The following is a 19,844-nucleotide window of genomic DNA, read 5'->3' as shown; positions in this document are numbered from 1 at the left end:
CAGGCGATGAGCAGCCGGCCAGGGTCGCGCCGGTTGCGTTAAGATGGTGGCCTATCCGTCTTGGCAGAGAGCAGCAGTGATCCTCAACAGCCTGGTTTTTTTCATCACTCTGGCGGCCATGGAAGGCGTTGCCTACCTGGCCCACAAGTACCTCATGCATGGCTGGGGCTGGGGCTGGCATCGTTCCCATCACGAGCCGCGCACCGGCTGGTTCGAGAAGAACGACCTGTATGCGGTGGTGTTCGCAGGGCTTGCGATCGTGCTGATTGCCCTGGGGACCCAAGGCCTGCATCCGCTGGAATGGATCGGCGCGGGCATGACTGCCTACGGCGCCTTGTACTTCGTGGTCCACGATGGTCTGGTGCATCGGCGCTGGCCGTTTCACCTGGTGCCGCGACGCGGGTACCTCAAGCGCCTCTACCAGGCGCATTTGATGCACCACGCGGTAGAGGGCAAGGAGCGCTGCGTTTCCTTCGGTTTTCTGTTTGCGCCCTCTACGACGCGTTTGCGTGCGCAGCTTCGCGCGTTGCACCAGGGGCCGCTGCGCAAGGCGGATGAGGCCGACTCCACAGCTGCGCGGGGCGCTGCGGCCACTGCCGCCAGCGAGCGCTGACGGCGCGCCAGCCGCCCTGGCTCACGGCCGCCAGCTTTTCCGCCTTCGAGGTTGAAACGCGGGCATCCCAGGCACGGCTGCCCGCTGCAACCACCTTCACCCCGATCTGTCGGTAAACGGCAGCAGCTGTTGCCACGGCCCAGGCCGAGCGCCAGGGCAGGGCAGCCAGTCCCGCCTGGGCGCTGGCATAGTAGGGTTCGGCCAGGTCGACCAGGCGCCGGGCAAGTACCGCCACCGCCGGGCGATGCTCCGGCGCCGCCAGGTCCTGGAGCGGAATGTTCAACTCATCCAGCCACTGTGCCGGTAGATAGCAGCGGCCGACCCGCGCGTCCTCGACGATGTCGCGGGCAATATTGGTCAGCTGAAACGCCAGCCCCAGGTCACAGGCCCGATCCAAGGTACGTGGATCGTCAGTGCCCATCACCCGCGCCATCATCAGGCCGACCACGCCGGCCACGTGATAGCAGTACTGCAGCGTGTCGTCCTGGGTGTGATAGCGGCGGTCCACCACGTCCATTTCAAACCCGGCCAGGTGTTCCATTGCGTTGTGCTCGGGAATGCCGTGCTCGCGCACGACCTCGGCAAACGCGGCAAACGCCGGCTCGCTCGCAGGCTCCCCGGCATACACCGCACGGGTCTGGGCCTGCAGCAGGGCCAGCCGACGCTGCGCTTGCTCAGGGCTGATCGGTACCGCGTCGTGGCCGGCCTGTTGCCCGTCGATCACGTCGTCGCAATGGCGGCACCAGGCGTACAGCATCACCGCACTGCGCCGCGTGCGTTCGTCGAACAGCTTGGCGGCTGCAGCGAAGCTTTTCGAACCGACGGCGATGCTCTGCTCGGCGTGTTCGCGCAGCGCCGGATCCGGCGCCGACGTGCTCATGGATGCAGGTCCGCGATCATCAGCCCGGCGGTCGCCTTGGCCGAGCCGATCACCCCCGGCACGCCAGCGCCGGGATGGGTGCCAGCGCCCACCAGGTACACGTTGCTCAACTGCGCATCGCGGTTGTGCGGGCGGAACCAGGCACTCTGCTGCAACACCGGCTCAAGCGAAAACGCCGAGCCCAGGTGCGCATTGAGTTCGGTCTGGAAATCATCGGGGGTGAAAATACGACAGGTGACCAGATCTTCACGCAAGCCGGGAATGTAGTGCTCTTCCAGGTACTCGAAGATCCGGTCGCGGTACAGCGGGCCCTGCACCGACCAGTCGATGGCGGCATTGCCCAGATGCGGAACCGGCGACAACACGTAGTGGCTCGAACAGCCCGGTGGCGCCAGGCTGGGGTCGGTGACGCAGGGCGCGTGCAGGTAGAGGGAGAAATCCGTGGCGAGCTCGGCGCCGTTGAAAATCTCGTGGATCAGCGCCTGGTAACGCGCACCGAAGCACACCGTATGGTGTTGCAACTGCGGTTGCGGGCGCTTCAGACCGAAATGGATGACGAACAGCGAATTGCTGAAGCGCTTGCCCTTGAGGCGCTTGCCCTCGCGTCGACCGCGCGGGTGTTCGCCCAGCAGGTCGGCGTAGGTATGCACCACGTCGGCGTTGGAGGCCAGGCAGTCGGCGCGCCAGCTGCGACCGTCGCGCGCATGCACAGCCGTGGCCCGATCGTTTTCGACGTCGATCTTCGCCACTTCGGCATTCAATTCCACGGTGCCGCCCAGGTCCTGGAACAGCTTGACCATGCCCTGCACCAGCGCGCCGGTGCCGCCCTTTGGAAACCACACGCCCCATTCGCGCTCCAGGGCGTGGATCAGGGTATAGATGGACGAGGTAGCGAACGGGTTGCCGCCCACCAGCAGTGAGTGGAACGAGAATGCCTGGCGCAACTGATCGTGCTCGATGAAGCTTGAAACCATCGAGTAGACGCTGCGCCACGCCTGCAACCGGGCCAGTTGCGGACCTGCCTGGAGCATGTCGCGAAACGACAGGAAGGGCACCGCGCCAAGCTTGAGGTAACCTTCCTTGAACACCGCCTGCGAGTAGGCCAGGAAGCGCTGGTAGCCGGCGACGTCCGGGGGATTCAGGGCATGGATCTGTCGATCCAGTTCGGCCTGGTCGTTGGCGTAGTCGAACTTCGTGCCGTCTTCCCAGCACAGCCGGTAGAACGGCTTGACCGGCAGCAGATCGACGTAGTCGGCCATGCGCTTGCCACTGAGGGTGAACAGCTCTTCGATGGCCGAAGGGTCGGTGATCACGGTCGGGCCGGCGTCGAAGGTAAAGCCCTGGTCACGGTAGACATAGGCTCGGCCTCCGGGCTGGTCACGCTTTTCCAGCAAGGTGGTGTGGATGCCTGCAGCCTGCAGACGGATCGCCAGGGCCAGGCCGCCGAAGCCTGCGCCGATGACGATGGCGGTTTTAGCTGGATTCATGGAGGTTCTCGAACTGCCGGGGAGAAAATCTGAGGGCGGCGCGCACGGCCTCGTCGACGGGCACGGGAGGCTTGCCGACGAGAATGCGGGCGCGGTCACGCCAGTGGTTTTGGCCTGCATAGAATCGACTGATCAGCGCAGGCGACAAGCGGTAGAAGCGTTGCATCACCCGCCAGCGATCCTGCGGCCTGCCGGCCAGGAACAACATGCGGTTGAGCAAGCGGTAGAACCCTTGCGCCTGCCATTGCTGGCGTGCGTGTTCGCGGATACCGGTGAACAGTCGATCGGCATCCATGTCGGTCTGCTCCGCCAGCCACTGGGCCAGGCGCACCGCATGGGGCAGCGAGTAGCCGGTGGTGCAGTGAAACAGGCCGGCGCGCAGGCCGGAAAGGGGCTGGCCGGCGGCTTGCTGCCAGAACGCATCGAAATCGCCGGCCAGGGTGATCGGCAACACGCCCTGTTCTTCGCGCAGGCATTCGGCGATTTTCCAGCCCTGCCAGCGCACGTAGTCGGCGATGTGCTCGCGCAACTGCTCGGTGGTCAAGGTGTGGCGATCTACATAGTGAGTGTCTTCGACCAGCACCGTATCAGCCGTGAAAGGCAACACGTAGACGAAGCGATAGCCTTCGCCCTGGCTGACCCGCGCGTCCATGATGATGGGCCCCAGCAGGCCGTGCGGTCGTTGCAGGCGCAGCAGCTGACCGACGAATGCCTGCTGGCCCAGCACCAGGTGGCGACTGGGCTGCACGCCGCGGCCGTCGATCACTGCGTGGGCCTGCAACGTCTCTCCACTGGTCAGGCGCACGTGTCGCGGACTCAGTTCGGCAATGGTTTCGCCCAGGCGCAGGCTCGAGCCCAGTGCCTGGGTAATGACCTCGGCAAAGCGCTCGCTGGTGATGCTGGCGTAGCCGCTGTCGAGCCGCCGCGAAACCTCAGCGAAATGCACCTGGTAGCAAGGCCAGCGTTTGACCACCAGCGGCTCGATCCAGTGATGCTGCTCGGCGCTCAGGTCGCCATCGTGGAACGACCAGGTATGGTTGCCACCCAGGCTCTGCTGCGAATCGATGCACAGTACCTTGAGTTCCGGGCGCACCTGGCGCAGTCGCCAGGCAATCAGGCCATTGGCCAAACCGGCGCCGGCGAGGATCAGGTCGTAGGTCATGACAGGGCTCCGGCCACTACGGGTTGTCGCGTGCGCACTGCGGTTTCGACGATATCCGCAGCCTTGCTGGTGCCGCCCGCGCTGGCCAGTTCTGCCTTCAAGCGGGAAAAGGCCGGTGTCGGCATCTCCAGGACCTCGCGCAGCACCTGAGCGATGCGTGGAGACCGCGCGCGGCGTTGCAACTGGCGACCCAGGCCATGATGGCGCACCCGCGCGGCCACTCCTGGCTGGTCGAAGGCGATGGGCATCACCAGCATGGGCGTCGAGCTGGCGATGGCATCCATGACCGTATTCAACCCGCCGTGGGTGATCACCGCATCGGCCTGCTCGAGGGCCCACTGCTGCGGGGCGAAATCGGTCACCCAGGTTGCGCCCAGGCGGTGCAGGCGTTGCTCCGCAGCAGGTTCGAGCAGGCCGCAGTGAGCAATCAGCAACTGCCCGTCGAGTCGTCGACAGGCTTTGGCGATCTGCTCGAACATGCCCAGGCGCTGGCCTTGCAGGGTGCCCAGGCTGGCGAAGACGAACGGGCGTTGCGGGTCGATTGGCCAGTGCCCTTGGCCCTGAGTGGCAGCGTTGCGCAGCGGGCCGACGGCGTGCAGGTGGGGCGGGGCGTGCTGGCGGGGAAAGTCGAAGCCGGCCAGGGTCTGGCTGATCTGCGCCAGCGGCGAAAGGCACTCGTGCAGCGCACTGCGCGGTGCCAGGCCGAGGGTTTTCGCAGCGCTCTGGATGGCGCGCGCATGGGGCTTCATCAACCAGTCGTAGACCTGAGTGCTGCCGCGGTACATGTGCAGGCTGCGCTCGTCCGTGGCATAGGCGAAGGGCATTACCGGCAACGGCAGGCCCGGCTCACGGTTGACCGGCAGGGCGCAGGCTATCGAGACGAAGGGCAGCCCCAGGCTCTCTGCGACCAGGCCGCCTGCAGCCTCCATCTGATCGCACAGCAGCGCGTCGACACCGTGCTGCGCCAGCGCGGCCGGCAGCTCGTCGCAGAACATGCGGGTGGTCGCTGCCAACTGCTCGATGATCTGCCGCAGGCCCCATGGTGTGCCTGGGTTCGCCGCCAGGCGCAGACTGCGCTGCAAGCTGCCGGGCGGGTGACTGGCCCGGCCCAGCACCGCATAGCCGATGCCGGGGGCAGTGACCCAGCGTGCGGCGTCGGCCTGATGGAAGAAGGTGACCCGATGGCCCCGCTGCGTCAGTTCCTCGGCCAAGGCTTGCAAGGCGTGAAAATGACTGAAATAGGCGGGCGCCACGACACCGAAGTGGCTCATCGGGGCGGGGCCTGCGGACCCAGCAGGCGGGCATGGCGCAGACCCGTCAGATTGGCCGAGCCGGTACAGAAACAGGCCACGCGCAGTTGGCGGATCACCACCTCGAAATGCTCGATGACCGCTTCGGTGGACAGCGTCGCACCCGGCAGCACGGCAGCGGCCTGGCCAACGATGTCCGCGCCCAGGCGAATGGCCTTGGCCGCATCGACGCCATCGCGCACCCCGCCGGAGGCAATCAGGCGGACCTGCGGCAAGGCCTGGCGCACGGTCTGGATGCAGGTCGCCGTGGGAATGCCCCAGCCGGCGAATGCCATGGCCACCGCGCGATCGGCCGCTCGAGTGGCCCGCTCGCCTTCGACTGCAGCCCAACTGGTACCGCCCGCGCCCGCGACGTCAATGACCTGCACGCCGGCCTCGACCAAGGTCTGGGCCACGCCGGCCGAGAGCCCGGCGCCGACTTCCTTGATCACCACCGGCACTTTCAAAACAGTCACTGCACGGGCGATCTGCGCCAGCACGCCGCGCCAGTGCCGGTCGCCTTCGGGCTGCACAGCTTCTTGCAGCGGGTTGAGATGGATGATCAAGCCGTTCGCTTCGAGGGTGTCGACCGCGCGCTGGGCAAGGTCCATGCCGCCGTGCTCGAGCAACTGCGCCGCACCGATGTTGGCCAGCAGCGGAATGTCCGGGGCGATGCGCCGCAGGTCGCGGGTGAGCCCCTGATCGTTACCGGTCTGCAGGCTGACCCGCTGCGAGCCGACACCCATGGCGATGCCCAGGGCTTGCGCCGCTTCGGCCAGGTGACGGTTGATCGCCACTGAGCGGAAGGCGCCGCCGGTCATGGAACTGATCAGCAGCGGCGCGCGCAGGTCGATGCCGAGCAATGAGCTGCTCAGGTCGATGTCTGCCAAGTCCAGTTCGGGCAGCGCGCAGTGTTCGAACTGCACCGCGTCCCAGCCGGCGCCCACGCGTGTACCGGCCCTGAGCGGGTCCAGAACGATGTCCAGATGGTCATCCTTGCGTCGGCTCAACTCGTCGTGCTTCATGTCAGCTCCATTGCTCAGGAATCATTTACGGCCGCCTGCGGTCTGTCCATGGTAGAGAGTTGTACGGCGCGCTCATATTCGCATAACGTATGTCCATCTTCACAGGCTCAGGCACCGTCGCTGCGCAGTCGTTCCTTGTTTGCGAACGCAGCTGTCCGCGCCAGGCCATGCCGACACCTCGTCTCCGGCTGCCGCAGGACTCGAAACAAGAACAGAGGGAACGATGACAGCTGATACGTCTGCGACCAGCGATAGCGGTTTCACCGAGCACATGGCCTTGTTGCGCACGACCATCGAAGCGCGCCTTGATGCCTTGCTGCCCATGGCCAGCAACGAGCGCGACCTGGTGGCCACGGCGATGCGCGACGGTGCCTTGGCGCCGGGCAAGCGCATGCGCCCGATCTTGTTGATCCTGGCGTCGAACGGCTTGGGGGCCAGCGACCGGGCGGCGCTGGACCTGGGCTGTGCGGTGGAGATGGTGCATGCCGCGTCGCTGGTGCTCGACGACATGCCCTGCATGGACGACGCCAGGCTGCGTCGGGGTCGTGTCACCACGCACCTGGCCTTCGGCGAAGACGTTGCCATTCTGGCTGCAGTGGCACTGCTGTCGCGAGCCTTCGCCGTGGTGGCAGGCATCGAGGGGCTGAACCCTTCGATCCGTACCCAGTTGGTGGAAATACTCGCCAACGCTATCGGCGCCCAAGGCCTGGCCCGTGGTCAGTTACAAGACCTGCGCGAAGGCCTGCACCCACGCACCGCAGAGGAAATTGCCGCCACCAACAACCTCAAGACCGGTGTGCTGTTCAGCGCGATCATGGACATGGCCTACCTGATCAGCGATGCACCACCGCCTACACGCGCCGTGCTGCAATGCTTCGCCCTGGAGCTGGGGCAGGCCTTCCAGCTGTATGACGATCTTCACGATCACAGCCCAACCACCGCCAAGGATCAGGGCAAGGATGACGGCAAGTCGACCTTCATGGCGTTGTGCGGTGAGGATGAGGTGAAGCGGCGCCTGCAGGAGCACCTGGACAAGGCCCGCGCCTGCCTGGCCGATGCCTATGCGCAGGATGATCACATCAGCCGCTTCCTGCAGCTGATATTCGTCAAGGCCGTCACCTGCGCGTGACCTTCACCTGTCAGTACTACTTCTTCCCGAATAAAGCCCCTTCACGACAAAGGGCATCGAGTACGCTCGATGCCCTTTGCTGCTCGATCGGTTGAAGATCTGCACTACCTGATGATCAGGCGTGCGGGTTGCTGCCTTTTTCCGCATCGTGTTTCTTCGCGGCGTCGACGCCGGCGCTGCTCAGCTTGATCGGGTATTCGAGTGCAGGTTCGTGGTCTTCGACCGTGACCGGCTTGCCCTGGATCAGGCCTTTTTCCTGCAGCGTCTTGATCATTCCGGCCACTGCCTTCTCGCCGCGGTAATTGTCGAGGATTTCCTTGCCCAGACCGTGGGGATGCGCGTGCAGCAAACGGGTGAGTACTTCGTGCTCAAGTTCGACGTTGCTCATGAATGCCTCTCTGACTGCTGAATGAAAATGCATCGGTTACGCCATTGTGACTCGATCAGGCGCGAGAGATTCCTTGCGTTTGCAATCCCACCTGCACAGGCGCCGCAGAAAAAAACCAAACTTTTCCGCAGGCAGGGAAGTCGACTTTGCACGCGTGTCCATTTAGAGGGACGTTTTCGCAAAGCATCTTTGCGCACCTTTTTCTTTGCCAACCTATGGAGATACTCATGGCCAATTATCCAACTCCGCCGTTCGAGCCGCAGCAGCAATCGGTACCTGGCTCGCAGTCGAAGATGAACCCCGTGCCCGACTGTGGCGAAACCAGCTACAAAGGCTCAGGACGGATGGCCAACAAGATCGCCCTGATTACCGGTGGCGACAGCGGCATTGGCCGCGCTGTGGCAATTGCCTACGCCCGCGAAGGCGCCGACGTGGTGATTTCCTACCTCGATGAGCATGAAGACGCCAAGGACACCGCGCGTTACGTCGAGGAAGCCGGGCGTCAGTGCCTGCTCCTGCCAGGCGATCTGGCCGAGAAAGAGCAGTGCCTGGCCATCGTGGAGAAGACGGTCGAGCGTTTCGGCCGTATTGACGTCCTCGTCAACAACGCCGCGTTCCAGATGAGCCACGAAACCCTGGACGAGATTCCTGACGAGGAGTGGGTGCGTACCTTCGATATCAACATCACGGCGATGTTTCGTATTTGCAAGGCAGCAGTGCCGCACATGCCGTCCGGCGGTTCGATCATCAACACCAGCTCGGTGAACTCGGACATGCCCAAGCCGACCCTGCTGCCCTATGCGACCACCAAAGGGGCGATTGCCAACTTCACCGCAGGCCTGGCGCAACTGCTGGGCAAGAAAAACATCCGTGTGAACAGCGTGGCCCCTGGCCCGATCTGGACGCCATTGATTCCAGCGACCATGCCCCCGGAAGCAGTGAAGACCTTCGGCGAAGAAACCCCGCTGGGTCGTCCGGGCCAGCCGGTTGAGGTGTCGCCTATCTATGTGTTGCTGGGGTCGGATGAGAGCAGCTATATCTCTGGTTCGCGCTATGCGGTGACAGGGGGCAAGCCGATTCTGTAAGGCTGCGCCCGGTTGGCGGTCCTTGTTTTGGCCGCTGGGGCCTCTTCGCGGGCAGAGCCCGCTCCCACAAGGATCCCGTGTGTACTTGGGTCTATGTGGGAGCGGGCTCTGCCCGCGAAGGGGCCTTCAAGCCATACACAGTGATCAAACCACGTGCGCCAACTGCAGCTGCGTCAACGCCTGCACCTTCAACCCCGCCAACACAGAATCTCGCCGATCCCTTGGCCGCGCCAACCCAACCTCGATGTCATTGGCTATACCACTGCCCCGATGCCCCATCACCAACACCCTATCGCTCAGATAAAGCGCTTCATCCACGTCATGGGTCACCAGCAACAACGCGATGCCATGGCGCTCGGCTAAATCGAGCAACAAATCCTGCAGCTTCATCCGGGTGAACGCATCTACCGCGCTGAATGGCTCGTCCAGCAGCAGCACTTTAGGCCTGGAATAAAGCCCGCGGGCAATCGCCACACGTTGCGCCATGCCACCAGACAGCGCCTTTGGCAGCGCCTCGGCGAAGCCGTCCAGGCCGACTTCGGTGATCAATTGCCGCACCCAGGCTGGATCGTAGCGGCCATCATCGTGAAAGCCGATGTTGCGCTCCACGTTCAGCCAAGGCATCAGGCGCGGTTCCTGAAACACGAATGCCACCGACTCGCCGGCGCTGTCGAGCTCGCCGGTGTAGTCCCGATCGAGGCCTGCGGCGATGCGCAGCAGGGTGCTCTTGCCGCAACCACTGGGCCCCAGCAGGCTGACCCGCTCACCGGGTTGCAGCCGTAACTCCAGATCCTTGAGCACCACCGTGTCGCCGAATGCCTTGCGCCGGACGCGGAGGCTCAACAGGGCCTCGTTCATGAGCGGCTCCCCGAGGCTTCACCGGTGAATGCATCGCGCCAGCTGACGCAACGCCGTTCGACGGCCGCGAGCACGCCGTCGCTGAGCTTGCCGAGCACCGCCAGGGCCAGGATTGCCGCCAGCACGATGTCCGGCCGCGAGGTTTCGCGTCCGTCGCTGAGCAGGTAACCCAGGCCTTTGGTCGCGGCAATCAATTCGGCGGCGACCAGAAACATCCAGGCCATGCTCAAACCGCTGCGCAGGCCAGTGAACAATCCCGGCATGGCTGCCGGTAACAGGATGCGCACGGTCAGTCGACGGGCATTGAAGCCGTACATCTGGCCGACCTCGACCAGCTTGCGGTCGATGTTGCGAATGGCGGCAACGCCGTTGACGTACACCGGAAAAAACGCGCCGATGGCGATCAGCACGATCTTGGACGTCTCGTCGATGCCCAGCCACAGCAGCAACAAGGGCACCCAGGCCAGGCTCGGTATGGCGCGCAGACCTGCGAAGGTCGGCTCCAGATAGGCCTCGGCTTCTCGGCTCAGGCCCACCCAGGCGGCAAATACCAAGGCCAGCGAGGCGCCGATGACGAAGCCTGCGAGCACTCGGCCCACGCTGGCCAGCACGTGCTTGCCCAGCGCGCCCTGTGCCAGCTCGACCAGCGTCAATGCCACATCACTGGGCGCCGGCATCTGATAGGGTGGAATCCAGCCGGCCCGCACCACGATTTCCAGCACCGCGACGATCACGCAGGGCAGCAGCCAGCCTTTGGCGCTGCGTCGCCAGGCGGTCGAGACGCGTCGAGGGGACGCTGCGGCAACCCTGGACAGGGTTTCTTCCGAGGTGCTCATGGCTTCATTGCTTCCCGATGACGTCAGCGCTGAAGCGCGGCTCGATCAGGCGATCGACCACCTCGTTGACGTTCACGCCTTTGCGCACCAGGCCTTCGGCGGTCAGGATCGGTGCCGCAGCCTTGAGCGCCTCGACCTGCTTGGGGCCTGGCTGCGCATCGCTGAAATCGGTGCGCGAAAGCTGCAGCTTGGCCACATCCAGCGGCAGTCCGGATTCCTTGGCCAACAGCGCCGCCAGATCATCGGGATGTGCTCGCGCCCAGGTGCGTGCCTGCTCGTAGGCCTTGATCACCTGCTCGACGGTGTCGGCATGTTGCGCGGCGAATTTTTCGGTGACGCTGATCACCCCGTAGCTGTTGAACTCGATGTTGCGATACAGCAACTGCGAGCCGGCCTGCAGCTGGCTGGCCGCCAGCAGCGGGTCGAGCCCGGCCCAGGCGTCGACGTCGCCGCGTTCCAAGGCGATGCGACCGTCGGCGTGCTGCAGGTGGACCAGCTCCACGTCGTCCTTGCTCAGCCCAGCTTGCTGCAGGCTGCGCAAGGTGAACAGGAAAGGGTCGGTGCCTTTGGTGGCGGCGATCTTCTTGCCCTTGAGATCGACCACGCTCTTGATCGGCGAGTCCTTGCGCACGGCCAGGGCCGTCCATTCCGGGCGGCTGGCGATGTACACCGTCTTGATCGGGCTGCCATTGGCGCGGCTGAGCACTGCCGCAAGGCCGGCGGTCGAGGCGAAGTCGATACTGCCACCGTTGAGGTATTCCAGGGAGCGGTTGCTGCCTTGGCTGAGCACCCAGTCGACCTTGGTACCGGGCAGGGCTTTCTCCAGCCAGCCGAAATGCCGCAGGACCAGGCTGGTGGGCGAGTAATAGGCATAGTCCAGGCGAACCTCGGCGGGCGCCGCGGCCTGGGCGGTACTGCCGAAGGCGGCCAGCACCACGGCGGCGGCCAGCAGGGGTTTGGACAGGCGTGAGAGCAGGGTCATGGTGATCATTCCTTGGCAGGGGAGAGCCGGCTGGCACGCCGGATCCCAATCCTAAATGATCTAAAAAACCAACTGTAAATACCTTTTGGGTCTTAGCTTAGACTGCCGATCAATCGTTTGTGAGTCACCCATCCTCAGCGATTGACGGTCTTGGCCGGCAATGCCAGCACCAGCAGGCAACTGAGCAGCAGGCAGGCGGCGAAGATCCACAGGGCGATCTGCGGGCTGTGGAAACGGTCCATCACCACGCCCATCAGCGAGTTGCTGACCAGGCCGGCAATGTTGGCCAGCGAACAGGCCAGGGCAAAACCGGTGGCCGCTGCCGTGCCTTTGAGGAAGGTCGCCGGCAGGCTGAAGAACACCGGCACTGCGCCGATGATGGCCAGCGAAGCCACCGAGAACAGCAGGACGGTGATCGCCACGTTCTGGGTGAAGAAGGTGCTGAGAAACATCGCTGCGGCGCCGACGATGAAAGGCACGATGATGTGCCAGCGCCGCTCGCGGTATCGGTCCGAGCTGGCGCCGATGGCCAGCATGCCGATCAGTCCGGCAAGGCTGGGAATGGCCACCAGCAGGCCGATGTCGCCAGCATTCGCGACGCCGGCATTGCGAATGAAAGTGGGCAGCCAGAACCCCATGGCGTAGGCGCTCAGCAGAATCGAGAAATCGATGCCGCCAAGCATCCACACTTTGATGTCGAAGAAGCCTGCACGAAACGAGTGGCCGCCGCGGTTTTCGCTTTCGTCTTTGGTCAGTACCGCTTGCAACTGCTGTTTCTCGCGCTCGCTCAGCCATTTTGCATCGCCAATTCCATTGGGCAGAATGGCCAGGCAGAGCACGCCCAGCACCACGGTGGGAATGGCTTCGAGGAGGAACAGCCACTGCCAGTTATGCAGGCCGCCGACACCGTCGAAGCTGCCCATGATCCAGCCCGAGAGAGGGCCGCCGATCAGGCTCGACAGCGGCAGGCCGATCATGAACAGGGCGATGATGCGGCTGCGTCGGTACGACGGAAACCATTGGCTCAGGTAGAACAGCACGCCCGGCAGAAACCCGGCCTCGGCGGCGCCGAGCAGAAACCGCAGGAGGTAGAAGTGCCATTGGCTGGTGACGAACATGGTCAGCCCGGAGAGCACGCCCCAACTGATCATGATACGTGCGATCCACAGGCGCGCGCCGACCTTCTGCAGCACCAGGTTGCTCGGCACCTCGAACAGGATGTAGCCGACGAAGAACAGGCCGGCGCCCAGGCCGTAGGCGGTTTCGCTCATGTGCAGGGTGTCGAGCATCTGCAGTTTGGCGAAGCCCACGTTGATGCGGTCGAGGTACGAGGCCAGGTAGCAGAAGCACAGGAACGGGATCAACCGCCAGACGATCTTGCGATACGTTTCAGCGCTTGAGTGCTCGGGCAGGCCGGAGATGGATGACATGCAAGAACTCCTGAAGCATTGGAAGAGGGGTGGATGAACGCGGACCCTCGTAGGAGCGGTCCGTGGCCGCGAACGCCGCACCGCGGTCTGCCTGATACACCGCAGAGTCTGATTCGCGGCCGATGACCGCTCCTACGGACGAACCCGGACCCTCGTAGGAGCGGTCCGTGGCCGCGAACGCCGCGCCGCGGTCTGTCCGATACACCGCAGCGCCCGTTTCGCGGCCGATGACCGCTCCCACGGATGAACGCGGCCCCTGGTAGGAGCGGTTCGTGGCCGCGAACGCCGCACCGCAGTCTGCCTGATACACCGCAGCGTCTGATTCGCGGCCGATGACCGCTCCTACGGATGAACAAAGACCCTGGTAGGAGCGGTCCGTGGCCGCGAACGCCGCGCCGCGGTCTGTCCGATACACCGCAGCGCCCGTTTCGCGGCCGATGACCGCTCCCACGGATGAACGCGGCCCCTGGTAGGAGCGGTCCGTGGCCGCGAACGCGGCACCGCGGTCTGCCTGATACACCGCAGCGCCTGTTTCGCGGCCGATGACCGCTCCCACGGATGAACCCGGACCCTCGTAGGAGCGGTCCGTGGCCGCGAATGTCGCGCCGCTCAGTGCGCGCGATGATAAACGCTGTGCTCGCTGCATGCAGCAGGGGGGCCAGGGTTGGGTGCAAATAATTCAGGCAGCCCGGAGTGCGGTAGACTGCCGGCGTCGGCGAGCGGGTTCGCGCCGCGTCGCTTTCATCCACACGCTCGATTCGGCCAGGCGCCGAACGGCATCGGTCCGGGCAAGGCGGAGCATCTTCATGGCGCAGGGCATTTTTTTCTTCGTAGTCGGCCCTAGCGGAGCGGGGAAGGATTCGCTCATCGAAGGCGCCCGTGCCCGCCTGGGCAGCACCGGTCGGTACCTGTTCGCCCGACGCACCATCACCCGCCCGAACGGCGCGCCCGGCGAAGACCACACAGGCGTGACCGCCGAGCAGTTCCAGGCCAGCGCCGCAGCGGGCGAGTTCCTGCTCAGTTGGCATGCCCACGGCTTGAGCTACGGCTTGTCCGCCGATCTGCTGCAGGTATTGGAGGCGGGCGGCCACGTCATCGCCAATGGTTCGCGCCGGATGATCCGCGAGGCCGCCGCACGTGTCCCGCAGCTGGTGGTGATCGAGGTCACTGCCGCGCCAGAGGTGCTCGCCGCGCGCATTCTGGGGCGCGGGCGGGAGAACGCCGAGCAGGCCAGTGCGCGGGTGCTGCGACAGGTGGACGCGCTACCCACGGACATCCAGACCCAGCGCGTCGACAACGACGGCACGCTGGCCGAAGGCATCGATCGTTTCATCGATGCCGTTCAGGCCGTTGCTCGCCGTCATGCCTGCCCGCCGACCAGCCAGCCGTTGTTGGCACGCAAGCTCCAGGGTCACGCGCTGGACGAGATGCAGTACGAGTGGCTGCTGCGCGACATCATCGAGGGTCGCTATGCGGACAGCGAAATCAGCGCCTTCCTGGTGAGCGCGAGCCAGCACCTGTCGGATGCTGAAGTGGTGGCATTGGCCAAGGTGCGCACGCGGTTTTCACCCGCCATGCGCTGGGACCGCCCCATGGTGGTCGACAAGCACTCGATGGGTGGCGTCCCCGGTAGCCGAATCACCCTGATCGTGGTGCCGATCGTCGCGGCGCATGGGTTGGTCATGCCCAAGACCTCGTCACGGGCGATCACGTCGGCGGCCGGCACGGCCGACGCCATGGAAGTTCTGGCCGAGGTTGAATTGACGCCGGAGCAGGTACGCCGCTGCGTGGCCGAAACCGGCGCCTGCATTGCATGTAACGGTCGCCTCAACCATTCACACCTCGACGAGGTGATGAACACCATCACGCGCCCGCTGCGCATCGACTCCACACGCTGGGCCGTGGCCTCCATTCTGTCCAAAAAACTGGCTGCCGGTTCGACCCATGTCATCGTCGATCTGCCGTTCGGCCCGCGCACCAAGCTTGCGACCCGCGAACAGGCGCAGGCACTGGCCGAGCTGTTCGAGCAGGTCGGTGCGCTGCTGGGCTTGACGGTGGTGGCGCTCGTCACCGATGGATCGCGGCCGGTCGGGCGCGGTATCGGGCCGGCGCTTGAAGTACGCGATGTACGCTGGGTGCTCGAAGGCTCGCTGCAGGCACCCGCCGACCTGCGCGAAAAAGCCCTGTTGTTCGCCGCACGCATTCTGGCCTGGGATCCGCAGGTCGGCAGCATCGAAGCGGGTCGGCGACGCGCCGAGCAACTGTTGGACGATGGCTGCGCCCTCGCTGCGCTCGAGCGCATGATCGACGCCCAGGGCCGCAGGGCGCCTGTCATGCCCAGCGCGTTGACGTGCGCAGTGCGTGCACCCTGCGACGGCCACGTCGGGCAACTCGACGGCTGGCGTCTGGCGGAAATTGCCCGGTGCGCCGGAGCACCCCGGGACAAGGGCGCCGGCATCGATCTGAAGGTAAACAAGGACGCATTAGTGGCGCAGGGTGACGTACTTTACGTCATCCATGGCGCGAGCGCAGATAGCCTGGAATCTGCGGCTCGGCTCGCCCGGGACGGCAGCGCAATCGCACTTGTGGCCCTGCGCTGATCGCCGTTGCAGCAGCCGCGCCGGGGGCGCTGGTTACCGTTCGTCGGCGCAACCTCGACAAATGGAATTCGTAAGCTTTTCCGCTCTCCTAACCTGAGTGTGGGAGTCGCCATCGCGGCGGTTACTTTCCTCAATCAATTCAAGTACACAGAAGGATTTGGCAATGACTGATTCGCCGCGCATCGACGGTGCCTCCAAGGGAGCGAACCTGGTTCTGGTGGTGGAAGACGAAGTGGTGATTCGCGAATTCGTCTGCGAGCTCCTGACCGACGAGGGTTGGAAGGCGGAGGGTGTCGAATCTGCGGATGATGCGCTCGCGTTTCTGAACCAGCATTCCAACGAAGTCGGTTTGTTGCTGACGGACATCTTGATGCCAGGCAGCATGAATGGCGCAGGCCTGGCCAACTATTCGGCGCAGACCTGGCCCAATATTCCGATCATGATCATGTCGGGGCACGAAACTCCGGAAAGCTCTGGCGTTACCATTCCGGTCAGTTTCGTTCGCAAGCCGTGGACCATGGGCCAGCTACTGGCCGGTGTCGAGAAGGCCCTGGCCACTGTGCCGCGCGCTGTCAGCTAGGACAACCGCCGCTTCCCTGCGCCCATTGGCGAGCGGTCGTCGCGATCTGTTTCGCCAATTGATCGATCACCCGCTGGTGTGCCACCACCAGGCTGCTCAATTCCACCCCCGCCGTTTCGCGGATCTGACTCGCACAGGTCAATGTACGGCGCGGTTGCGCACCACCGCGCAAGCCCAGGCTCCACACCACATCGACCAGCGCATATTGCCCCGGTAGCGAGTCGAAGCGCCGCACGTCGGTCTGCAGCGACAGCACTGGGCGCTGCGCGTCCTTGGGTAATCCGGCCAGGTCTCGTGTGCCCAACTGGCGTTCGAGGCGATCGGTCAGGGCATCGTGAAACTCGTCGGCCAACGGCGCGCTCCAGCGATCGTTTTCCAGAATGGCCAGGTTGCCCTGGTTCTGCCGCACCACCAGCTGTGGCTGATCGACCTGTACCGGCATCCGCACACCCAGCATCTCGAACTGAAACGACGGTGCGGCCAGGCGGGCCGGGGCGCTCGGCGCGGTGTCCTGCAGCGTGTAGTAGTGGGTGACCGGCGAGCTGCAGGCACTCAGGCCTATGCTTGCAGCCAGCATCAGGGTGCGTTTGATCATGGTTGAGCTTCCGGTTGGATTTCACGTGAAGTATTGCCCGGGCTGCGGAAGGCGTCCGGCTCGCCCTGCTTGGTGCGGCCACGGATCAGCGCTTCCGGGTTGCGGCTGAGGAAGTCGGTCAGTACGCGCACCGAGCGCGCGGTGCGCTGGACTTCATCCATGGCCTGGCTCAGCTGCTGGCGCTCGGGCGAGTCGTCGGCGAACGTCGAATTGGCGGCGGCGAGGGTCTTTTGGGTCTGTTGCAGGGTGCCGCGCATCTGCGGCAGCACCTCGCCATTGACCTGGCGCAAGGTCTTCTGCATCTCGCTCAGGCTGCCATTGAGGTTATTGGCGATCTCGTCGAGCGGCAGCTTGCTGATCTTGTCGACCACCCCCTGCAGTTGTTCCTGGACCTTGTCCAGGCTGCCGGGCACCGTGGGGATGCGCAGCGGCCGGGCGGCCATGTCGAAGGCCACTGGGGTGGCATTGGGTATGAAGCTGAGCGAGATATACAACTGGCCGGTGATCAGGTTGGCGCTGCGAGCCTGAGCGCGCAGGCCTTGCTTGACGAAGGCCGACATCAGCTGGGCCGAACGTTCGTCGTCCTCGGTGCCCATCTGCTTGAGCAGCTTCTCGTGCGCCTTGCCCAGGCGATCCGGGTAGATCACCGCGCCGACCACGCTGGGAAAGCTCTTGGTCTTGGCGTCATAGTCCAGGTTGACCGACACCACGCGGCCGATATTGACGCCCATGAATTCCACCGGCGCATTGACCGTGAGCCCGCGCAGCGACTGATTGAAGTTCATGCTGATGTAACGTGGATCGCCATCGGGCGGCGCCAGTGCGGTTTCCTGATCACCAAACAGGTCGAAGCGCGAGCGTTCGGTAGCCGGTGTCGCGTTGGGGCTGTACTTGGGCTCGACGAAAGCGACACCGCCGGCAAGGATGGTCGACAGCGATTCGGTGTTCACCTTCAGGCCGCTGGCACCCACGGTCAGGTCGATGCCACTGGCGTTCCAGAAGCGCGTGTCGGTGGTGACGAACTTGTCGTTCGGCGCATGCACGAAGATCTCCACGTCGACACCCTTGCCGTCCTCGGCCAGTTGGTACGACACCACCTGGCCGACTTCGATGCGGCGATAGTAGACCGGCGAGCCGATGTCCAGCGAACCCAGGTCTTCGGTGTGCAGGGTGAAACGCTTGCCTTGCTCGCCATAGGTGATCGGCGGTGGGGTTTCCTTGCCGACGAACTGTTTCTTGCGCTCTTCGGCGCTGCCCGCGTCGGCGCCGATGAAGGCACCGGAGAGCAGGGTGTCGACGCCGGAAATGCCATTGGCGCCGATGCGCGGGCGCACCACCCAGAACACCGAGTCTTCGGCGGTGAAGCCTTCGGCGGACTTGTTCAGGTCAACCTTGGCCACCACATGGCTGCGATCGTCGCTGAGCGCGATCGCGGTCACCTGGCCGATCACTACGTTCTTGTATTTCACCTGGGTCTTGTTGGCTTCCAGGCCCATGGCGGTCTGGAAGCTGATCTCGATCTGCGGCCCGGCATTGAGGCCGTTGCTGATGAGCATCGAGGCGCCCACCACGGCGGCGATGATCGGCACGATCCACACCAGTGAGACATTGAAACGACGCGTCTTGACCGCCGGCGCAGCGGCAGGGGACGCGGGAGTGGAACCTGGACGATCAGACATCTTCAACCTCTACATCCCAGATGAGCCGGGGATCGAAACTCATGGCGGCAAGCATGGTGAGTACCACCACCAGACCGAAAAACACGATACCCAGCAACGGGTCGATGGAACTCAGCGAACGGAACTGCACCAGCGCGGCCACCAGCGCCACCACCAGCACGTCGAGCATCGACCAATAGCCGATCAACTCGATGAAGCGATACAGCCGGGCCCGCTCGCGCATGGCCCAGTGGCTTTTGCGCTGACAGGTTATCAGTAGCGTGCCCAGGATCAGGAACTTCATGCAGGGTACGACCACGCTGGCGAAAAAGATCAGCGCGGCGATGTCCCACGAGCCGCCATGCCAGAACTCGATGATGCCACTCATGATGGTGTTTTCGCTGGCATTGCCGAACATGTTGGTGCGCATCACCGGCAGCAGGTTGGCGGGGATGTAGAGGATCAAGGCGGCGATCAGCAGCGCCCAGGTGCGGGCAATGCTCTTGGGCTTGCGCGCGTGAACTGTGGAATGGCAACGTGGGCAATGGTGTTCGCCTGCCTGGCAGACATGCCCGCAGGTATGGCACAGAACCAGGCCCAGTTGTCGGGCGTAGACCGGCTCGCTCATCGCAGCTGTCCATCCAGGTCATCCCAGAGTCGGCGGATGCCCTTGCCCGAGATCAGGATCAGCAGCACGGTGACCATGGCCAGCGCCCACAGACCGACGCCGGGGTGCACATCGAGCATGCCCGCCAGTTTGATGATGGCGACCAGAATGCCCAGCAGGCAGACTTCGAGCATGCTCCATGGGCGCAGGTATTCGAGGGCTCGCATGCAGGTGCGAAAACCGGGCGCGGCACGCCCTGCCGTGGCGAACCCGAGCAGCCAGCACAACAGGCAGATCTGCAACAGCGGTGCAAGAATGATGGTCAGCCCGGTGACCGCGGCCATGGGCGTGATGCGCCCCTGTGCCAGCGCCTCGACCGAAGCGAGCAGCGTGGCCTGGTTGCTCAGGCCCTCCATGCTGATGCTGATCACTGGAAAGGCATTGGCCAGCAGGAACAGCATGGCTGCGGTCAACGCGAGGGCGAACAACGCCTGGATGCTCAGGCGATGGCCACGCTCGAGCACCGCGCCGCAGCGGGTGCATTCGGATTTTTGACCATGGGCCAGCGTCACCGATTCGAACAGCGAATCACAATGTTCACAGATGATGCGGCGCGAAGACATATTCATTCGACAATGGG

Annotated in this window: 20 protein-coding genes; 5 read left to right on the top strand and 15 right to left on the bottom strand. The window is 64.3% G+C overall.

Annotated features, from left to right (window positions below):
* Positions 1–76: 76 nt before the first annotated feature.
* Positions 77–613: a sterol desaturase family protein gene (locus IFT57_RS14310; RefSeq protein ID WP_446731193.1), complete on the top strand. Its 537-nt coding sequence runs from the start codon at positions 77–79 to the stop codon at positions 611–613.
* Here the strand turns inward: IFT57_RS14310 and IFT57_RS14305 are convergent.
* Genes IFT57_RS14305 through fni form a run of 5 tightly spaced genes read right to left on the bottom strand, consistent with a single transcriptional unit; the run spans position 495 to position 6,456 of the window.
* Positions 495–1,493, bottom strand: coding sequence for a phytoene/squalene synthase family protein (locus tag IFT57_RS14305; RefSeq protein ID WP_192151820.1), 999 nt, complete (start codon positions 1,491–1,493; stop codon positions 495–497). The genes IFT57_RS14310 and IFT57_RS14305 overlap by 119 nt on opposite strands.
* Complete coding sequence (locus tag IFT57_RS14300) at positions 1,490–2,980, bottom strand: phytoene desaturase (RefSeq protein ID WP_192151819.1); 1,491 nt, start codon at positions 2,978–2,980, stop codon at positions 1,490–1,492. Before IFT57_RS14300 ends, IFT57_RS14305 begins: the two co-directional genes overlap by 4 nt.
* On the bottom strand, positions 2,967–4,142 hold the full coding sequence (crtY, locus tag IFT57_RS14295) for a lycopene beta-cyclase CrtY (RefSeq protein ID WP_192151818.1): 1,176 nt from the start codon (positions 4,140–4,142) through the stop codon (positions 2,967–2,969). Before crtY ends, IFT57_RS14300 begins: the two co-directional genes overlap by 14 nt.
* The gene (locus IFT57_RS14290; protein WP_192151817.1) at positions 4,139–5,413 is read right to left on the bottom strand and encodes a glycosyltransferase; all 1,275 of its coding nucleotides are present in this window, start codon (positions 5,411–5,413) and stop codon (positions 4,139–4,141) included. The genes crtY and IFT57_RS14290 overlap by 4 nt, the downstream gene beginning before the upstream one ends.
* A complete protein-coding gene (fni, locus tag IFT57_RS14285) occupies positions 5,410–6,456 on the bottom strand; it encodes a type 2 isopentenyl-diphosphate Delta-isomerase (protein ID WP_192151816.1) in 1,047 nt (348 codons plus the stop codon). Before fni ends, IFT57_RS14290 begins: the two co-directional genes overlap by 4 nt.
* Before the next feature lie 223 nt (positions 6,457–6,679).
* On the opposite strand from fni, the gene IFT57_RS14280 reads away from it, so the two are divergent.
* Positions 6,680–7,585, top strand: coding sequence for a polyprenyl synthetase family protein (locus IFT57_RS14280; protein WP_192151815.1), 906 nt, complete (start codon positions 6,680–6,682; stop codon positions 7,583–7,585).
* Between the two features lie 115 nt (positions 7,586–7,700).
* Here the strand turns inward: IFT57_RS14280 and IFT57_RS14275 are convergent, their stop codons facing one another.
* Positions 7,701–7,973 carry a hypothetical protein gene (locus IFT57_RS14275; protein ID WP_122477368.1) on the bottom strand — a complete coding sequence of 91 codons (273 nt, stop codon included), beginning with the start codon at positions 7,971–7,973 and terminating at the stop codon, positions 7,701–7,703.
* A gap of 227 nt (positions 7,974–8,200) precedes the next feature.
* Here IFT57_RS14275 and IFT57_RS14270 point away from each other — a divergent pair, with 227 nt between their 5' ends.
* Positions 8,201–9,058 (top strand): SDR family oxidoreductase, encoded by an 858-nt coding sequence (locus IFT57_RS14270; protein ID WP_122715747.1) that lies wholly within the window; start codon positions 8,201–8,203, stop codon positions 9,056–9,058.
* A 144-nt stretch (positions 9,059–9,202) separates the two neighbouring features.
* Here the strand turns inward: IFT57_RS14270 and IFT57_RS14265 are convergent, their stop codons facing one another.
* From IFT57_RS14265 to IFT57_RS14245, 5 genes are all read right to left on the bottom strand, one after another.
* The gene (locus IFT57_RS14265; protein ID WP_192151814.1) at positions 9,203–9,916 is read right to left on the bottom strand and encodes an ABC transporter ATP-binding protein; all 714 of its coding nucleotides are present in this window, start codon (positions 9,914–9,916) and stop codon (positions 9,203–9,205) included.
* On the bottom strand, positions 9,913–10,752 hold the full coding sequence (locus tag IFT57_RS14260; protein WP_192151813.1) for an ABC transporter permease: 840 nt from the start codon (positions 10,750–10,752) through the stop codon (positions 9,913–9,915). The genes IFT57_RS14265 and IFT57_RS14260 overlap by 4 nt, the downstream gene beginning before the upstream one ends.
* A gap of 4 nt (positions 10,753–10,756) precedes the next feature.
* The gene (locus tag IFT57_RS14255; RefSeq protein WP_244657313.1) at positions 10,757–11,734 is read right to left on the bottom strand and encodes an aliphatic sulfonate ABC transporter substrate-binding protein; all 978 of its coding nucleotides are present in this window, start codon (positions 11,732–11,734) and stop codon (positions 10,757–10,759) included.
* Between the two features lie 134 nt (positions 11,735–11,868).
* Positions 11,869–13,164: an MFS transporter gene (locus tag IFT57_RS14250; protein WP_192151811.1), complete on the bottom strand. Its 1,296-nt coding sequence runs from the start codon at positions 13,162–13,164 to the stop codon at positions 11,869–11,871.
* Positions 13,124–13,720 (bottom strand): hypothetical protein, encoded by a 597-nt coding sequence (locus tag IFT57_RS14245; RefSeq protein WP_192151810.1) that lies wholly within the window; start codon positions 13,718–13,720, stop codon positions 13,124–13,126. Before IFT57_RS14245 ends, IFT57_RS14250 begins: the two co-directional genes overlap by 41 nt.
* A gap of 250 nt (positions 13,721–13,970) precedes the next feature.
* Between IFT57_RS14245 and phnN the strand changes: the two genes are divergently transcribed.
* Positions 13,971–15,764 carry a phosphonate metabolism protein/1,5-bisphosphokinase (PRPP-forming) PhnN gene (phnN, locus tag IFT57_RS14240; RefSeq protein ID WP_192151809.1) on the top strand — a complete coding sequence of 598 codons (1,794 nt, stop codon included), beginning with the start codon at positions 13,971–13,973 and terminating at the stop codon, positions 15,762–15,764.
* A 163-nt stretch (positions 15,765–15,927) separates the two neighbouring features.
* Positions 15,928–16,344 (top strand): response regulator, encoded by a 417-nt coding sequence (locus tag IFT57_RS14235; protein ID WP_192151808.1) that lies wholly within the window; start codon positions 15,928–15,930, stop codon positions 16,342–16,344.
* Here the strand turns inward: IFT57_RS14235 and IFT57_RS14230 are convergent.
* From IFT57_RS14230 to IFT57_RS14215, 4 genes are read right to left on the bottom strand one after another with little or no spacing between them, the layout of a single operon-like run.
* Positions 16,337–16,939, bottom strand: coding sequence for a PqiC family protein (locus IFT57_RS14230; protein ID WP_192151807.1), 603 nt, complete (start codon positions 16,937–16,939; stop codon positions 16,337–16,339). The genes IFT57_RS14235 and IFT57_RS14230 overlap by 8 nt on opposite strands.
* The gene (locus tag IFT57_RS14225) at positions 16,936–18,618 is read right to left on the bottom strand and encodes a PqiB family protein (RefSeq protein ID WP_122796407.1); all 1,683 of its coding nucleotides are present in this window, start codon (positions 18,616–18,618) and stop codon (positions 16,936–16,938) included. The genes IFT57_RS14230 and IFT57_RS14225 overlap by 4 nt, the downstream gene beginning before the upstream one ends.
* On the bottom strand, positions 18,611–19,225 hold the full coding sequence (locus tag IFT57_RS14220; RefSeq protein WP_192151806.1) for a paraquat-inducible protein A: 615 nt from the start codon (positions 19,223–19,225) through the stop codon (positions 18,611–18,613). The genes IFT57_RS14225 and IFT57_RS14220 overlap by 8 nt, the downstream gene beginning before the upstream one ends.
* Positions 19,222–19,827 (bottom strand): paraquat-inducible protein A, encoded by a 606-nt coding sequence (locus IFT57_RS14215; protein ID WP_446731192.1) that lies wholly within the window; start codon positions 19,825–19,827, stop codon positions 19,222–19,224. The genes IFT57_RS14220 and IFT57_RS14215 overlap by 4 nt, the downstream gene beginning before the upstream one ends.
* Between the last annotated feature and the right edge of the window lie 17 nt (positions 19,828–19,844).

Origin of the sequence: Pseudomonas sp. CFBP 13719 (assembly GCF_014842095.1) — a bacterium.
In the GTDB taxonomy this organism is placed as follows: Bacteria; Pseudomonadota; Gammaproteobacteria; order Pseudomonadales; family Pseudomonadaceae; genus Aquipseudomonas.
The sequence above is the reverse complement of the archived record's forward strand: the minus strand, read 5'-3'. Positions and strand labels throughout refer to the sequence as shown.

Bases quoted from the DNA above. Each gene is read 5' to 3' on its own strand.
- crtY (WP_192151818.1), bottom strand. From the start codon at position 4,142: ATGACCTACGACCTGATCCTCGCCGGCGCCGGTTTGGCCAATGGCCTG.
- phnN (WP_192151809.1), top strand. From the start codon at position 13,971: ATGGCGCAGGGCATTTTTTTCTTCGTAGTCGGCCCTAGCGGAGCGGGG.
- IFT57_RS14305 (WP_192151820.1), bottom strand. From the start codon at position 1,493: ATGAGCACGTCGGCGCCGGATCCGGCGCTGCGCGAACACGCCGAGCAG.
- IFT57_RS14250 (WP_192151811.1), bottom strand. From the start codon at position 13,164: ATGTCATCCATCTCCGGCCTGCCCGAGCACTCAAGCGCTGAAACGTAT.
- IFT57_RS14265 (WP_192151814.1), bottom strand. From the start codon at position 9,916: ATGAACGAGGCCCTGTTGAGCCTCCGCGTCCGGCGCAAGGCATTCGGC.
- IFT57_RS14225 (WP_122796407.1), bottom strand. From the start codon at position 18,618: ATGTCTGATCGTCCAGGTTCCACTCCCGCGTCCCCTGCCGCTGCGCCG.
- IFT57_RS14230 (WP_192151807.1), bottom strand. From the start codon at position 16,939: ATGATCAAACGCACCCTGATGCTGGCTGCAAGCATAGGCCTGAGTGCC.
- IFT57_RS14300 (WP_192151819.1), bottom strand. From the start codon at position 2,980: ATGAATCCAGCTAAAACCGCCATCGTCATCGGCGCAGGCTTCGGCGGC.
- IFT57_RS14220 (WP_192151806.1), bottom strand. From the start codon at position 19,225: ATGAGCGAGCCGGTCTACGCCCGACAACTGGGCCTGGTTCTGTGCCAT.
- IFT57_RS14235 (WP_192151808.1), top strand. From the start codon at position 15,928: ATGACTGATTCGCCGCGCATCGACGGTGCCTCCAAGGGAGCGAACCTG.
- IFT57_RS14255 (WP_244657313.1), bottom strand. From the start codon at position 11,734: ATGACCCTGCTCTCACGCCTGTCCAAACCCCTGCTGGCCGCCGCCGTG.
- IFT57_RS14290 (WP_192151817.1), bottom strand. From the start codon at position 5,413: ATGAGCCACTTCGGTGTCGTGGCGCCCGCCTATTTCAGTCATTTTCAC.
- IFT57_RS14260 (WP_192151813.1), bottom strand. From the start codon at position 10,752: ATGAGCACCTCGGAAGAAACCCTGTCCAGGGTTGCCGCAGCGTCCCCT.
- IFT57_RS14270 (WP_122715747.1), top strand. From the start codon at position 8,201: ATGGCCAATTATCCAACTCCGCCGTTCGAGCCGCAGCAGCAATCGGTA.
- IFT57_RS14215 (WP_446731192.1), bottom strand. From the start codon at position 19,827: ATGTCTTCGCGCCGCATCATCTGTGAACATTGTGATTCGCTGTTCGAA.
- IFT57_RS14275 (WP_122477368.1), bottom strand. From the start codon at position 7,973: ATGAGCAACGTCGAACTTGAGCACGAAGTACTCACCCGTTTGCTGCAC.
- fni (WP_192151816.1), bottom strand. From the start codon at position 6,456: ATGAAGCACGACGAGTTGAGCCGACGCAAGGATGACCATCTGGACATC.
- IFT57_RS14280 (WP_192151815.1), top strand. From the start codon at position 6,680: ATGACAGCTGATACGTCTGCGACCAGCGATAGCGGTTTCACCGAGCAC.